Source organism: Streptomyces solicamelliae, from assembly GCF_045348655.1.
Lineage (GTDB): Bacteria > Actinomycetota > Actinomycetes > Streptomycetales > Streptomycetaceae > Streptomyces > Streptomyces solicamelliae.
In genome coordinates this window covers 6,655,569-6,670,819 of the sequence record NZ_CP160404.1, presented here as the reverse complement: position 1 = coordinate 6,670,819, position 15,251 = coordinate 6,655,569, and the positions used below count along the sequence as shown (strand labels likewise).

Annotated in this window: 10 protein-coding genes; 6 read left to right on the top strand and 4 right to left on the bottom strand. The window is 74.5% G+C overall.

Annotation, left to right across the window (positions count from 1 at the left end):
* Nucleotides 1–89 precede the first annotated feature (89 nt).
* On the top strand, nucleotides 90–1,727 hold the full coding sequence (locus tag ABZO31_RS30750) for an FAD-dependent monooxygenase (protein ID WP_406864597.1): 1,638 nt from the start codon (nucleotides 90–92) through the stop codon (nucleotides 1,725–1,727).
* A gap of 27 nt (nucleotides 1,728–1,754) precedes the next feature.
* On the opposite strand, the gene ABZO31_RS30745 is transcribed toward ABZO31_RS30750, so the two are convergent.
* Entirely contained in the window at nucleotides 1,755–2,681 is a 927-nt protein-coding gene (locus tag ABZO31_RS30745; protein ID WP_406864596.1) for a glutaminase, read from the bottom strand.
* Between the two features lie 42 nt (nucleotides 2,682–2,723).
* Nucleotides 2,724–3,104, bottom strand: coding sequence for a DUF3040 domain-containing protein (locus tag ABZO31_RS30740; protein WP_406864595.1), 381 nt, complete (start codon nucleotides 3,102–3,104; stop codon nucleotides 2,724–2,726).
* A 200-nt stretch (nucleotides 3,105–3,304) separates the two neighbouring features.
* Here ABZO31_RS30740 and ABZO31_RS30735 point away from each other — a divergent pair, with 200 nt between their 5' ends.
* Complete coding sequence (locus ABZO31_RS30735) at nucleotides 3,305–5,572, top strand: SpoIIE family protein phosphatase (protein ID WP_406864594.1); 2,268 nt, start codon at nucleotides 3,305–3,307, stop codon at nucleotides 5,570–5,572.
* 7 nt (nucleotides 5,573–5,579) lie between these two features.
* Here the strand turns inward: ABZO31_RS30735 and ABZO31_RS30730 are convergent, their stop codons facing one another.
* Nucleotides 5,580–8,528, bottom strand: coding sequence for a HAMP domain-containing protein (locus ABZO31_RS30730; RefSeq protein WP_406864593.1), 2,949 nt, complete (start codon nucleotides 8,526–8,528; stop codon nucleotides 5,580–5,582).
* A 166-nt stretch (nucleotides 8,529–8,694) separates the two neighbouring features.
* On the opposite strand from ABZO31_RS30730, the gene ABZO31_RS30725 reads away from it, so the two are divergent.
* The 4 genes from ABZO31_RS30725 to ABZO31_RS30710 all read left to right on the top strand — a co-directional run bounded on the left by ABZO31_RS30725 (nucleotide 8,695) and on the right by ABZO31_RS30710 (nucleotide 13,371).
* Nucleotides 8,695–10,044: a diacylglycerol/lipid kinase family protein gene (locus ABZO31_RS30725; protein WP_406865533.1), complete on the top strand. Its 1,350-nt coding sequence runs from the start codon at nucleotides 8,695–8,697 to the stop codon at nucleotides 10,042–10,044.
* The gene (locus ABZO31_RS30720) at nucleotides 10,037–10,738 is read left to right on the top strand and encodes a phosphatase PAP2 family protein (protein ID WP_406864592.1); all 702 of its coding nucleotides are present in this window, start codon (nucleotides 10,037–10,039) and stop codon (nucleotides 10,736–10,738) included. Before ABZO31_RS30725 ends, ABZO31_RS30720 begins: the two co-directional genes overlap by 8 nt.
* The gene (locus tag ABZO31_RS30715) at nucleotides 10,735–11,964 is read left to right on the top strand and encodes a PP2C family protein-serine/threonine phosphatase (protein ID WP_406864591.1); all 1,230 of its coding nucleotides are present in this window, start codon (nucleotides 10,735–10,737) and stop codon (nucleotides 11,962–11,964) included. The genes ABZO31_RS30720 and ABZO31_RS30715 overlap by 4 nt, the downstream gene beginning before the upstream one ends.
* 117 nt (nucleotides 11,965–12,081) lie before the next feature.
* Nucleotides 12,082–13,371: a serine hydrolase domain-containing protein gene (locus ABZO31_RS30710; RefSeq protein ID WP_406864590.1), complete on the top strand. Its 1,290-nt coding sequence runs from the start codon at nucleotides 12,082–12,084 to the stop codon at nucleotides 13,369–13,371.
* Here the strand turns inward: ABZO31_RS30710 and ABZO31_RS30705 are convergent.
* Complete coding sequence (locus tag ABZO31_RS30705; RefSeq protein WP_406864589.1) at nucleotides 13,368–15,170, bottom strand: tetratricopeptide repeat protein; 1,803 nt, start codon at nucleotides 15,168–15,170, stop codon at nucleotides 13,368–13,370. The genes ABZO31_RS30710 and ABZO31_RS30705 overlap by 4 nt on opposite strands.
* Nucleotides 15,171–15,251 lie beyond the last annotated feature (81 nt).

Below are 15,251 nucleotides of genomic sequence, written 5' to 3'. Positions count from 1 at the left end.
TGCCCGCGCGGGCCGTACCGCTCTCCCTGACGTGCAGTTCCGCGGCCGTCGGCCGACCATGAGGAGAGGGGCCCACCTCGGGAGGGTCAATGAGGCATGTGTCCGTCCTCGTCGTCGGCGCCGGGCCGGTCGGGCTCACCGCCGCGGCGGAGCTGCGCCGGCGCGGCGTCGACGTCCGGATCGTCGACCGGCTCAAGGCCCGGCTGCCGTTCGCCAAGGCCGTCGGGATCCAGCCGCGCACCCTGGAGATCTGGGACCTCATGGGCTGTGTGCGGCCCGCCCTGGACGTCGCCGAGCCGCTGCTCGGGCAGTTGGCCTACGTCGACGGCGTCGAACAGGCCCGGATCCGGCTCGCCCTGCCGTCCGAGGTGCCGTACGGCTTCGCCGCGCTGCCGCAGTACGAGACCGAGCGGATCCTGGAGGACTTCCTGGGCGGCTTCGGGACCCGGATCGAGCGCGGCGCGGAACTGGTGTCGTTCGGGCAGGACACGGACGGCGTCACCGCCCGCCTGTCCTGGAACCAGGGCGAGGGCCGGATCTCGGAGGAGGAGGTGCGCTGCGGGTACCTGATCGGGTGCGACGGCGCGCACAGCACCGTGCGCAAGGGGCTCGGGATCGGCTTCGAGGGCGGCGCGTTCCCGGACGCGTACATGCTCGGCGACGTGCAGGTCGACTGGGACCTGCCCGCCGGCTACACCCTGCGCTCCATGCACCGCGGCCCGGACGGCACGATCGACGACACCCTGGTGGCCGTTCCGCTGCCGGGTCACGGACGGTACCGGATGTCGATGAACGTACCCCCGGAACTCACCCCCTCCGCCGCCGAGGCCGACGGCGTGGCGCACGGCCTGGAGGGCGGCCGCGCCCCGACGCTCGCCGACCTGCAGACCGTCCTGGACCGGCTGTCGCCGCAGCCGGTCACCGCCTCGCACCTGCGCTGGTCGTCGGTGTTCCGGATCAGTCACCGGCTGGCCGACCGGTACGGCGAGGGGCGGGTGTTCGTCGCCGGGGACGCGGCGCACATTCATCCGCCGACCGGGGCACAGGGGATGAACACCGGTATCCAGGACGCCTACAACCTGGCGTGGAAGCTGGCGCTCGCGGTGGAGGGCGGTGCGCACGCCGGGCTGCTCGCCAGCTACGACGCGGAGCGCCGGCCGGTCGGCGAGGAGGTCGTCGGACGGACGGTGCGGCACGCCGCCGAGGGCGTGCAGGCGGACACCGCCGACCCGGAGACGCTGATGCTGCGCGAGGCGCAGCTCCTCGTGACGTACCGGGGCAGCCCGATCGTGGGCGAGCCCGACCCGTCCGCCGGGACGGACGGCGGCCCGCAGTCCGGCGACCGCGCCCCGGACTGCGGCGGGCTCGCCGGGGACCTCGCCCTGTACCCGCTGCGCCTGTACGACCTGCTGCGGGGCCGCGGGCACGTGCTGTTGCTGTACGGCGACGGCGCCTCGGCCACCGCGCTGCACCGACTCGCCTACGCGGCCGGGCTGTTGTCGCGCGGCCGGGTGGAGTCCTGCGCGGTGCTCGCGGACGGCGGCGCGCCGATCGGCGGCACGGGGCTTCCGGTGTACCGCGACGCTCGCGGCGAGTTCGCGAAGCAGTACGCGGTGCGGGTCCCGACGGCCTTCCTGGTACGGCCCGACGGGTATCTGGGCGCGCGGTTCACCACGTTGAGCGAGGGGCCGCTCGCGGACCGCCTGGCGGCCGTCTTCCGCCTCTGACTCAGAAGACGGCCTTCCGCATCCGACTCAGAAGACGGAGAGGCCCGTGATGGTGGTGAAGCGGTCGAGGGCCGCCACGCCCGCCACGGAGTTGCCCCGGGCGTCCAGGCCGGGGCTCCAGACGCACAGGGTGCAGCGGCCGGGGACGACGGCGATGATCGCGCCGCCGACGCCGCTCTTGCCGGGCAGCCCGACGCGGTAGGCGAAGTCGCCGGCCGCGTCGTAGGTGCCGCAGGTCAGCATGACGGCGTTGACCTGCTTGGCCTGGCTGCGGGTCAGCAGCCGGGCGCCGTCGGCGCGGATGCCGTGCCGGGCCAGGAAACCGGTGGCGACGGCCAGATCGGCGCAGGACGCCTCGACGGAGCACTGGCGGAAGTACTCGCGCAGCAGCGTCGGCACGGGCGTGCTGATGTTGTCGTAGGAGGCCATGAAGTGGGCCAGGGCCGCGTTGCGGTCGCCGTGGGCGTTCTCGGAGGCGGCGACGTCGCGGTCGAAGTCGAGGTCGTCGTTGCCGCTCTCGGCGCGCAGGAAGTCCCGCAGCGCGCCGGAGGCGTCGCCGGTGAGGCGGTGCAGCCGGTCGGTGACGACGAGCGCGCCGGCGTTGATGAAGGGGTTGCGGGGGATGCCGTTCTCGTACTCCAGCTGCACGAGCGAGTTGAACGGGTTGCCGGAGGGCTCGCGGCCGACGTGCTCCCAGAGGATCTCGCCCTCGTGGGCGAGGGCCAGGGCGAGTGTGAAGACCTTCGTGACCGACTGGGTGGAGAACGGCTGCTGCCAGTCCCCCACGCCGTACACGGTGCCGTCGAGCTCGGCGACGGCCATCCCGAAGCGCTGCGGGTCACCGGCGGCGAGCGCGGGGATGTAGTCGGCCGGGCGGCCGCGCTCGCCGAGGTTGCGGATCTCCTCGGCGATCAGTTCGAGGACGGGTTGGAAGGACAGCACCATGATCGGCATTGTCCCCCGCGGCGCGTGCCTCTTCAGCCCGGGGGCCTGTGGTCAGTCGGCGTCGGGGCGGTCCCGGTCGCCGTCGCCCCGGTCGTCCGCGCCTGCGCCCCGTCGGGAGAAGCGCCCCGCCCAGCGGATGAGCAGGCGCAGCAGGCAGACCAGCGTGAGCACCCAGGCCGCGGCGAACGCCCAGATCAGTGCGGGGGCCTCGGTGGCGACCGCGACGACCAGGAGGGCGGCCGTCAGCGCGCCGAGGAAGGCGACACCGGCCGTCGAGACTCCCAGGCCGGTCACTCCGGGGGCGCGCTGGTGGCGGCGCATGGTGCTCAGGCTGCGTTCGAGGGGTTCGTCGGCGCGGAGGGCGCCCTCGATCTCGTCGAGGATGCGCCGTTCCCGCTCCGAGAGCCGGGCGTCGTCCCTGCCGGGGTCCATCCCGGACACCTCCTCCCGGTCCGGCGGACGCCTGGTCCGGCCGTCCGCTGCCGCGCGGCGGGACGCGTGCCCGCTCCTTGCACGTACCCGTTCCCACCGTTCTCAGACCCGGAGGAAAGGCTTCCGCACGCGTAGAATCGGGAGGGAGAAACGGCACGTTCCGCAGCGGCGCGTTCCTCCGCCGGGGAACGGAGGTCGTCTTGACCAGCTCTGCCGGCCCGTCCGGGCCCCGGACCCCGTCCGCGTACGCCGACCTGCTCGCCGAGAACCGGCGGTTGCGGGCCCGTTCCGCACACCGTCATCTGCTCGATCTCGCGACCGGCATCCTCTCCGCCCAGCTCCGCCTGTCCCTCAGGGACGCCGCCGAGCACCTGCAGGGCCTCGCGGAGGCGACCGGGCTGCCGGTCGCCGATGTCGCCGCGGACATCGTGAACGCGGCGCCGGGCGACGTCCCGCCCGTCGCGGCCCCCGACGACGAGGCGGCCGTGCCCGCCCGCCGGGAGCGCCGGGCGGCCGCTGCGGCGGAGACCGCCGACACCGTGGGACAGGCGGCCCAGGCGCTCCTCGAAGGCGGGCTCGCACCACTCGGCGCGGACAGTCTGTGGCTGTGGCGGGGCGCACCGTCCGAGGGGCTGCGGCTCGCCGGGCACGCCGGCGTCGGGGCCCTGGAGGCGGCGGCCTGGCAATGGCTCTCGCCGTCCGTGGGCGAGCCGTTCCGCACGGTGCTGGCGGAGGCCCTGCCCACCTGGCTGGAGCAGGGCCCGACGGGCGGCGAGGTGCTGCCGGGGCCCTCCCCGGACGCGGCCCGCGCGCTGGTGCCGCTGCGCCGGCACCGGACGACAGTGGGGCTCGCCCTGGTCTGCTGGCCCGGCCCCACGGAGCTCGGCGCGCCGGTACGGCGGGCCGTCGACGGTCTGCTCGACGTCGCCGCGACCGTGCTGGACGGCACGGAGTCCCCGCGGCCGGCGGTCCCGGTGCTGGCGGACGTGCTGGACGCACTGGTCCATCCGGCGATGCTGCTGCGCACCCCGGTCCGGTCCGGCGACCCCGTCGTGGAGCATCTCAACGAGGCGGCGGTGGCGGCGCTCGACGGCCCGGAGCTCCCCGACATCCGCTCGCTGCCGCTGGCGCTGCCCCGGGCGCACAAGGACATCTCCCGGCTGGCCAGGCGGGCCGCGGCGTCCGGGCGCGTCCAGCGGGCCGCCCGGCTGCCCGCCGCGGCCCGCCCCGACGAGGCCCCGCCGCTGCTCGACGTGCGGGTGCTGCCGGGCGGCGAGGACCGGACGGTGGTGCTGTGGCACACCGCGGGCGACCCCCGGCTCGCGTTGGAACGCGCTGTCGCGCAGCTCCAGGGGGTGGCGACCTTCCAGGACAGTCTGACCGGCGGCGGGACGGTCTGGTCGGACCAGGCGTACGCGCTGTTCGGCCAGGGCCGCGACGAGACGCCGGTCCCGCTGCTCGGGCTGCGCTCCCGGCTGCACCAGGGCGACGGGGAGGCGCTGACCGAGCTGCTGCGGACGCTGACGGAGCGCAAGACCGGCGCGCACGCGGTGCTGCGGGTGATGCTGCCGGGCGGCTCGGTGCGGCACCTTCGGGTGGCGGCGCAGCCGCTGCTCGACGGGGCGGACGTCACCGGCTTCGCCGGGGTCTACCAGGACGTGTCGGACACGCTGCGCACCGAGGCCGCGCTGACGGCGACGTTCGACCACCTCACCCTGGTCCGCAACCAGGCGGAGATGCGGCGGCAGTTGGCGCTCCAGCTGCAGCAGGCGATCGTGCCGGAGGTGCCCGGCGTCCAGGAGCTGCCGGGGGACCTGGAGGTGGCTGCGCGCTACCGGCCGGCCGGCGAGGAGTACCAGGTGGGCGGCGACTGGTACGACGTGCTGCCGCTGCCGAGCGGCCGGATCCTGGTCGCGGTCGGGGACATCGCGGGCCACGGCATCGACTCGGTCACCGGCATGGTGGCGCTGCGCAACGCCGGGCGGGCGCTGGCCTTCACCGGGCACTCGCCGAGCCGGCTGATGGGCTGGCTCAACGAGGTGACGCTGCGGACCGGCTCCGGGACCACGGCGACGGCGGTGTCCGCGCTGTACGACCCGGAGGAGCAGACGCTCCTGTGGTCGAGCGCCGGCCATCTGCCGCTGCTGCTGGTCCGGGACGGCCGGGCGCGGCTGATCGACCCGCCGCAGGACGTGCTGCTCGGCGCGGTGCCCTCGTGCACGTACGAGGAGCGCAGGAACGTGCTGCGGCCGGGCGACACGCTGCTGCTGTTCACGGACGGGCTGGTCGAACGCCGGCACGACGGTCTGGGCTCCGGGCTCATCGAACTGGCCGAGGAGGCCGAGCGGTTGGCCGGGCTGCCGCTGGACCGGATGCTCGACGGACTGCTCGGCGCGGCGACCGGCGACACGGACGACGACACGAGCATCGTCGCGCTGCGGCTGGGCGGGGCGTCGTCCGGCTCCTGATGCGGCGTCACTCCGGGAGCCAGCGGCGGAGTGTGTCCCTCAGCGCGGCCTCGTCCACCGGCTTGGGCAGATAGTCGTCCGCCCCCGCGTCGATGGCGCGGGCGCGGTCGCCGGGCATGACCTTGGCGGTGACGGCGACGACGGGCAGGTCGCCGCGGCCGGGGAGCCGGCGGATGGCGCGGATGGCGGCGTAGCCGTCCATGCCGGACATCATGACGTCCATCAGGACGAGCCGGATCTCCGGGTGCGCGTCGATCAGTTCGAGCCCGGTCTCACCGCCGCCGGCGGTGAGCACCCGCAGCCCGTTCCCCTCGAGGACCTCGGTGAGCGCGTACACGTTGCGCGGGTCGTCGTCGACGACGAGGACGGTCCCGCGCGCGGTCTCCGACGCGGCGGTGCCCTGCACCGCCGGCCGGCCTTCGTCGGCGTCGCCGGTGTCGTCCGCGGCCGGGGCCGGCGTCCGGGCGGTGGCCGGGTCGGGGAGGTAGAAGGTGAAGCGGCTGCCGCGGCCGGGCATGCTCTCGGCGCGGATGGTGCCGCCGAGGAGCCCGGCGACCTCGCGGCTGATGGACAGGCCGAGGCCGGTGCCGCCGTAGCGGCGGGCGGTGGTGCCGTCGCCCTGCTGGAAGGCCTCGAAGATGTGCTCCAGGCGCCCGGCGGGGATGCCGATCCCGGTGTCGACGACCCGGAAGGCGAGGACGGGCCGGTCGCCGCGCAGGTCGACCGGGGGTTCGTCGGGGGCGGCGTACTCCACGGTGAGCGAGACGCGGCCCTCGTCGGTGAACTTGAGGGCGTTGGAGACCAGGTTGCGCAGGATCTGCCGGACGCGCGCCTCGTCGGTGGTGAGCTCCTCCGGCAGGTCGGGGGCGACGCTGAGGGTGAACTCGAGGGAGCGTTCGTCGGCGACGGGCCCGAAGGTGGCCTCCAGGTACTCCAGGAGCCGGCGCAGCGAGAACGGCTCGTGCCGGATGTCCATCTTGCCGGCCTCGACCTTGGACAGGTCGAGGATGTCGTTGATGAGCTGGAGCAGGTCGGAGCCGGCGGAGTGGATGACCTCCGCGTAGTCGACCTGTTTCTCCGTCAGGTTCCCCTCGGGGTTCTGGGCGAGCAGGCGGGCGAGGATGAGCAGGCTGTTGAGCGGGGTCCGCAGTTCGTGGCTCATGTTGGCGAGGAACTCGGACTTGTACATGGAGGTACGGGACAACTCCTGGGCGCGTGCCTCCAGTTCCTGCCGGGCCTGCTCGATGACCTGGTTCTTCGACTCGATGTCCTTGTTCCGCTGGGCGAGCAGGGCAGCCTTCTCCTTCAGTTCCGCGTTGGAGCGCTGGAGTTCCTGCTGCCTGGCCTGCAGCTCCTGGGAGCGGGAGCGCAGTTCGTCGGCGAGCCGGCGGGACTGGCCCAGGAGTTCGTCGGTGCGAAGGTTGGCGACCAGGGAGCTGAGGACGGCGCCGGCGCTGTCCGTGAACCGGTCGAGGAAGTCGCGGTGCAGGGCGGTGAACGGGTACAGCGAGGCGAGTTCGACCGCGCCGAGCACCTGGTCCTCGACGACGATCGGGAGCACGATCAGGGTGCCGGGCTCGCGCTCGCCGATGCCGGAGGCGACGGTCGCGTACCCGGCGGGCACCTGGTCGACCACGAGGGTGCGGCGGTCGCGGGCGGCCTGGCCGACGAGCGACTGGCCGATGCCGAAGCGGCGGGGTGCGGCGCCGAGCGGTTCGGGCGAGCCGTACGCGGCGGTCATGACGAGTTCGGGGCCCTGCTCGCCCTCCTCGGCGAGGAAGAACGCGCCGTACGGGGCGGAGACCAGCGGCGGCACCTCCGCCATGATCAGTTCGGCGATCTCGGGCAGGCTGCGGGTTCCCTGGAGCAGACCGGTGATGCGGGCGAGGTTGGTCTGCAGCCAGTCCTGCTCCTGGTTGGCGCGGGTGGTGGCGCGCAGCGACTCCACCATGGAGTTGATGTTGTCGCGCAGGTCGCCGACCTCGCCCGGCGCGTCCACGGTGATGGAGCGGGTGAGGTCGCCCTCGGCGACGGCACTGGTGACCTCGGCGATGGCGCGGACCTGCCGGGTCAGGTTGCCGGCGAGTTCGTTGACGTTCTCGGTGAGCCGTTTCCAGGTGCCGGAGACGCCCTCGACCTCGGCCTGGCCGCCGAGCCGGCCCTCGGTGCCGACCTCGCGGGCCACCCGGGTGACCTCGGCGGCGAACGACGACAGCTGGTCGACCATCGTGTTGATGGTGGTCTTGAGTTCCAGGATCTCGCCGCGGGCGGAGACGTCGATGCGGCTGGTCAGATCGCCCTGGGCGACGGAGGTGGTGACCTGGGCGATGTTGCGGACCTGGTTGGTGAGGTTGTCGGCCATCGAGTTGACGTTGTCGGTGAGGTCCTTCCAGGTGCCGGAGACGCCGTGGACGGTCGCCTGACCGCCGAGGTTGCCCTCGGTGCCGACCTCGCGGGCGACGCGGGTGACCTCCTCGGCGAACGAGGAGAGCCGGTCGACCATGGTGTTGATGGTCTCCTTCAGCTGCAGGATCTCGCCGCGGGCGTCCACCCGGATCTTCTGCGTGAGGTCGCCGCGGGCGACCGCGGTGGCCACCTGGGCGATGGAGCGGACCTGGGAGGTCAGGTTGTCCGCCATGGCGTTCACGCCGGAGGTGAGTTCCTGCCAGGCGCCCTGCGCCCGCGGCTCGCGGACCCGCCCGCCGAGCAGGCCCTGGCCGCCGACCTCGCCCGCCACCCGGGTGACCTCGGAGGTCAGCAGGGACAGCCGGTCGACGGTCTCGTTGTAGACCGCCACGATCTCGCCGAGGAGGGGGTCGGAGGGGCCCGCGGGCGCGGTCAGCCGGACGGACAGGTCTCCGTCCCGTACGGCGGTGAGCCCCGCGAGGAGCTGCCGGAGCCCTTCGTGCCCGGGCTTGCGGCGTGGGTCGTCGGGGCGTGATCGATGCTCTGCCATAGAAGTGCCTCGCTGATTCCACTCTAGGTCGGGTGCGCCGATCGGGCTCTCGGCTCACCCGTACGGCCCGGCCGGGACGCCGTGCGCGGCGGGAGTCCGCAGGCTGGTGCGGCCGGGCGGCTCGGGGGCAGCATGGTCCGGGGAGGTCGACGTGAGCGGGAGCGTGATGACGGGTACGGGCGGCGACGGGATCGTGGCGGCGCGGTGGCTGGCGCGCTGTGCGGTGACGGCCGCGCTCGGCTCCGTGGCGGTGCTGCTTCTCGGGCTGGGCGACGGCGGGCTGCTGATCGTGGGCGGCGGGCTGCTGGGGCTGGCCGCCTGCGCCGCGGGCGCGTGGTGGTTCCTCGCGCACCGGGGCCTTGTGCGGCTCGGCGGGGCGGTGCTCGCGGTCGCCGCGCCGCTGGCGGTGCTGCTGATGTTCACGATGGACGGACTGTGGAAGATCGCGCTGTTCGCCACCCTCCTCTGGGGCGTGGCGCTGCTCCTCGCCCGGGGGGCGCTGCGCGGGACCCGGCCGAGGACGACCCGGCACGGGCGGACCGTGCCCGGGCCCCGGCGGCCGGTGCTCATCATGAACCCGAAGTCCGGGGGCGGGAAGGTCGAGCAGTTCGGGCTGGTGGACAAGGCGGAGAAGCTCGGGGCGCGGGTGATCCTGCTCGACGCGTCGACCCACCAGGACGTGACGGCGCTGGCCCGGCAGGCGGTGGCCGAGGGCGCCGACCTGCTCGGCGTCGCGGGCGGCGACGGCACCCAGGCACTGGTGGCGGCGGTGGCCGCCGATCACGACCTGCCGTTCCTCGTGGTCTCCGCGGGCACGCGGAACCATTTCGCGATGGACCTCGGCCTCGACCGGACCGACCCGTCGCGCTGCCTCGACGCGCTGTCCGGCGGCGAGGAACTCCGCATCGACATGGGCGAGGTCGCGGGCCGGCCGTTCGTGAACACCGTGTCGTTCGGGGTGTACGCGGACGTGGTCCAGCGGCCCGAGTACCGCGACGACAAGGCGGGCACGATCCTGAAGCTGACGCCGGACCTGCTGGTCGGGGAGGGCGTGCGGCGACTCGACGCACGGGTGGACGCCGAGCGGCTGACGGGGCAGCAGGCGCTGCTGGTCAGCAACAACCCCTACACCTCCCCCGACGCCTTGGGCGGCGGCGGGAAGCGTCCGCGGCTCGACGGCGGCGAGCTGGGCGTGCTCGGTATCCGCGTGGAGGGTGCGGCGCAGGCCGCGGACCTGGCCGTACGGGGCTCGCTGTCACCGGCGCTGACCGTGACGACGGCGCACGGGGTGGAGGTCACCGCGGACGAGCCCGACATCCCGGTGGCCGTCGACGGCGAGGCCCTGATGATGCCGGCCCCGGTGGTGTGCCGGCTGCGCCCCCAGGCGCTGCGCGTCCTGGTCCCGCACGACCGCCCGGGCGTCGTGGTCCCCGCACCCCCGGTGAACTGGCGCCTCCTCTTCGACCTCGCCGTCGGCCACGGCACCGGAACGACGACGGGAGCACACCATGGCTGACGAGAAGCCGAAGCCGACCGGCCGGGACGACGCGGGGCGCGACGTCCGGGGGGCGAGCGCCGGGGACGGGGGCGTGCCGGGAGGGGACGCCGCGGCTGAGCGGCTGTCCCCGGGTGCTGCCCTGAACGCCGTGCTGGGCGATCTGGACGCCATCGACGGTGCGCTGTACGCGGCCGTGGCCGCGACGCCGACGCCGACGCTGGACCGGGCGTTGCGGCGGCTCTCGCACACGGCGGACCACTCGAAGATCTCGCTGACGGTCGCCGCGGCCATGGCCCTGATGCCCGGCCGGCCGCGGCAGGCCGCGGTGGCCGGGGTCGGCGCGATCATGATCGCCTCGGCGGCTGCGAACCTGCTCGGCAAGCGGATGGTCCGCCGGCGCCGGCCCGACCGGGAGGCGGCGCGGGTGGTCGTGGACCGGCATGTGCCGATGCCGAAGTCGGCGTCGTTCCCGTCCGGCCACACGGCGTCCGCGACCGCGTTCGCCACCGCCGTGGGCGTGGTGCTGCCCCCCGCGGCGGTGCCGCTCGGCATCCTGGCCTCCGCCGTCGGCTACTCGCGGGTCCACACGGGCGTGCACTACCCCGGCGACGTCGCGGCCGGCGCGGTCCTGGGCCTGTCGTCCGCGGTGGCGGCGCTGGCGCTCACGTACCGTCCCCGGCACCACCCCCCAGCCGTGAGCGCCGACCGATGAACGGTACGGAGCCGGACTACGCGGGGGTGTTCCGGGCGCTGCCCGGCATGGTCGCGCTGCTCACGCCCGAGCTGGTGTACGTGGACGCCAACGACGAGTTCCTGCGTGTGTCGGGCCGCACGCGCGAGCAGGTCGTGGGCCGGTACCTGTTCGACGTGTTCCCGGACAACCCGAACGACACCGGGGCGAGCGGAGCCCGCAACCTGGCGGCCTCGCTGCGCCGGGTGCTGGAGACCGGCGAGCGCGACGCGATGGCGCTCCAGCGGTACGACGTGCAGATCCCGGGTCGGCCCGGGGAGTGGGACGAGCGGTACTGGAGCCCCGTCAACGCGCCGGTCCTGGGGCCGGACGGGCAGGTGGTGCTCCTGGTGCACCGGGTGGAGGAGGTCACCGAGCTGATCCGCGCCCGCGGCGGGCGCACCGGCGGCCGGGCGCGGGTCCTGGAGGCGGAGCTGTACACCCGGGCCCGCGAGCTGCAGGAGCTCAACGAGCGGCTGCGGGAGGCGCACGCGCGGGAGCGGGAGGTGGCGCTGGCGCTGCAGGAGGCGATGCTGCCCGCGCCCACGCCGATCGGGGCGCACCGGACGGCGGTGCGGTACCGGCCGGCCGCGGGCGCGCTGAACGTGTGCGGGGACTGGTACGACCTGGTGCCGCTGCCCGGCGGCGACCGGATCGGCGTGGCGGTGGGTGACGTGGTGGGGCACGGGCTCGCCGCGGCCGGGGTGATGGGCCAGCTGCGCAGCGCCCTCAGCGCCTCGTCCCGGGTGGCCGACGGGCCCGCGCAGGCGCTGGACGTCCTCGACCTGTACGCCCGGTCGGTGGCCGGTGCGGAGAACACCACGGCCGTGGAGACCTGGATCGACTGGGAGCAGTGCGTCATCACGTACAGCTGCGCCGGTCACCCGCCGCCGGCGCTGCTGCGGGCGGACGGGTCGGTGCAGTTCCTGGACGAGGCGACCGATCCCCCGCTCGGGGCGCGGGTCGCGCACACCCCGCGGCCGCAGGCGGAGACCCGCTGCGGGGTCGGCGACACGCTGGTGCTCTACACCGACGGCCTGATCGAGCGGCGCCACGAGGACATCGACGCGGGCCTGACCCGGCTCGCCGGGGCACTGGAACGGCACCACGGCGCCGGCCCCGATGCCCTGGCGGACGGCCTGCTGCTGGACATGCTGCCGGTGGGCGGCGCGACGGACGACACGGCGCTGATCGTCGTACGGCTGTGAGCCCGCAGGACGCCCGGCCGGCCGGCTGCCCCAGTCGGGCGGGTCCGGGACGCTCCCCAGAGTGATTCAGGCGGTTCGCAGCTGGTTTGAACCGTTCACCCCGACATAGTGCGGGGCATGAGAGCCACCCCCTTTCTCGCGCGTGCGCTGCGCGAACGTCCGCGCACCCGCTCACGCCGCCTGGCGCTCCTGTGCGCCGCCCTGCTCGCCGTCACGGTCCAGACGGCGGCCGCCGCGCCCACACCCGCGGGCCACCCCGACGGTGCCTTCGGTACCGGCGGTCCCGGCGGCGGCGAGCGAGACTGCGTCCCGACCCGGGGCCCGCTCGGCGAACAGGGCAGCCGGGTCAGGGACATCGCACAGCAGGCCAAGGACGACCTCAAGCTGAACGCCCTGCAGTTCAAGGTCACCCTCGACGGCCGCGAGGTCGTCACCGACGCCCTCGGCGAGTCCATGACCGGCGTCCCGGCCGAGCCGGGCATGCACTTCCGGGCCGGCTCTGTGGCCTTCGCCCACATCGGGAACGTCCTGCTCCAGCTGGCCCAGGAAGGGAAGGTCGGTCTCGACGACACCGTGGAGCGCTGGCTGCCGGACCTGCGGGACAACGACAAGATCACCCTGCGGATGCTGGCCACCAACACCACGGGCTTCCACGACTACGTCACCGACCCCGCGTTCGACGCCGTCCTGGAGAAGCACCCGTTCCGTCAGTGGACGACGGACGAGCTGCTCGGCTACGCGCTCGGACACCCCAACTGGTACGAGCCGGGCACCAGTTGGAGCTACTCGCACGCGAACTACGTGCTGCTCGAAGCCGCCCTGGAGAAGATCACCGGGAAGCGGATCGACGAGCTGGTGAAGCAGCGGTTCACCGGTCCGCTCGGGCTGCGCAACACGCGCAACAGCTTCACCCCGGACATCCCGGACCCCGTGCTGCACGCCTTCACCTCCGACCGTGGGCTCTATGAGGAGTCCACGTTCTGGAACCCCTCCTGGACCACCGGTCCCGGCGCGGTGATCACCACGCACATCTGCGACCTGGCGCGTTCGGCGGAGGCCGTCGGCCGGGGCGAGCTGCTGTCCCCGAGCTCGTACCGGACACTGCTGAACCCCGGCACGGTCGGCCTCGGCGGAGGCACCGCGACCTGTCCCGCCTCGATCTGCCTCGAACAGACGGAGCAGGCGCACTTCGGGCTCGGCGTGATCGTGGTCAACGGCTGGATCGTGCAGAACCCGTCGTTCTCCGGCTACGCGGCGATCCAGGCGTATCTGCCGTCGAAGCGGCTCGCCATCGCCGTCTCGGCCACGAAGACGGCCGAGACGGCGGACGGCAACATGGCCGAGGTCGTCGCCGAGCGCATCGCGGCGTACCTCGCGCCGGACGTGCCGCTGGGGATCGGCGGCTAGCGCCCGCCCGCACGGGCCTTGAGGCCGTCGGCCGCGCGGCCGACCGCGCGGGCCTCGCGTCGCAGTCCGTGGCGCTTGAGATACGCGGCGAGCCAGGTCAGGGACTCGGTCAGGGCGGCGGAGTCCTCGCGCGGCTCGGGCACCGGCGAGTCGCTCAGCAGGTCGGCCGCCTCCAGGGCCGGGGCGGCGACCTCGTCGTGGCGCTCGACGCGGGCGAGCCGCAGTGCCAGGTTGGCGAGCACGTGCACGAGGCCGGACCGGTGCGCGCCGGGGTCCGCCCGGTACAGCCCGCGGTGCAGCTCCAGCGCCTCGCGGGTGGCGGCCAGGGCCTCCTCGTGCCGGTCGGCGTCGCAGAACCGGACGCTCAGGTTGTTGAGCACGCGGGCGAGTTCGCCCTCGTACGCCCGGGGGTCGACGGCCGCCAGCTGACGGTGCAGGGCCACCGACTCCGTGGCCGGGGCGACCGCGTCGGCGTGCCGGCCCAGGGCGGCGAGGCGGTTGCCGAGGCTGTCGAGCCCGGCGGCGAGCAGCGGGCGCAGCGCGTCGGGGCGCGCGGCCAGGTGGCGCCGGCACAGGTGCACCGCCTCGTCCACGGCCTGCAGGGCCTCGGTGCGCCGACCGTCCCACGCGGTCGCCAGGGCCAGGTTGCCGAGGGCGATCGCGAGGGCCGGGACGAGTTCCGCGTCGCTCGCCAGATGCTCCCGGCAGAGGCGTACCGCATCGCCGAGCAGTCCCGCGCCGAGGCCGGGGCTGCCGGCGCGGGCGAGGGCCAGCCCCTCGTCGTTGAGCCGGGCGACCCGGTCGCGCACAGCAGGGTCCGCGGCGGTCGAAGGGGCGGACGGCGACGGGTCGGACGGCGGGTCGTCGAGCCGTTCGGCGCGGCCGGTGGGGGTCACCCGGTAGCCGTGCCGGCCGATCACGTGGTCCATGAAGGCGAGGTGACCGGGGCTGGTCCGGGCCAGTTCGCGGTGCAGTTCGACCGCCTCGGTGAGGTACGGAGCGGCCTCGCGCGTCCGGCCCGCCTGGGTGAGGGCGTCGGCGGCGGCGACGTCCAGCGCCCACCGCAGGCCGAGGTCGGGGACGGTGAAGGCGGGGCCGCGGGCCCGGCAGCCGGCGAGGGCCTCGTCGAGCACGGCGACGGCCTCGTCCGCGCGGCCCATCTCGGCGAGCTTGACGCCCAGGTCCCCCAGCATGGAGTCCAGTTCGCGACGGCCTGCGTCGGTGGCCGTCCCGGCGAGGCCGCGCCGGATCTCGACGGCCTCCCGGATCAGCTCCAGGGCCTCGTGGTGCTGCCCGAGTTCGGCGAGCTGTCCACCGAGTCCCCTGAGCGCGGCGGCGAGTTCGGGCAGGCAGTCGGGCTCGCGCTCCACGAGCCCGCGGTACAGCCCGACGGCCTCCCGCGCCAGGTCCCGGGCCTCCTCGCGGCGGCCCACCATGCCGGCGACGGCGGACTGCCCGTACAGGCCCTTGGCCACGCCGGGCAGGTAGAGCAGCGGCTCGGCCGCGGCGAGCCGCCGGTAGTGGACGACAGCCTCCGCGTACACGCCGCCGGCCTCCTCGTACCGCCGCGGATGACTCGACAGCAGCCGCCCGACCTCGGCCAACGCATGGGCGAGCCCGGGCAGATACCGAAACAGCTCGCCCTCCGCCAACCGCCGCTGCACCCCGACGACCCGCTCGGCCTCCGCCAGATCCCGCTCGTAGGCGACTTCCGAGGCATCCGGCTCGTACGGGCGCTCGTCCGGCTCCCGGCCGTACGAGCGAGCCCCCGCCGCCCGCTCGTTCCCCTGCTCCCCCATGTCCCCCTGCGGCACTGCCGGTCCTCCCCCGGTTCGGACGCCCCGGTGTTCTCACGCTTGGGGGGTCGGGGTGGTTCCCCG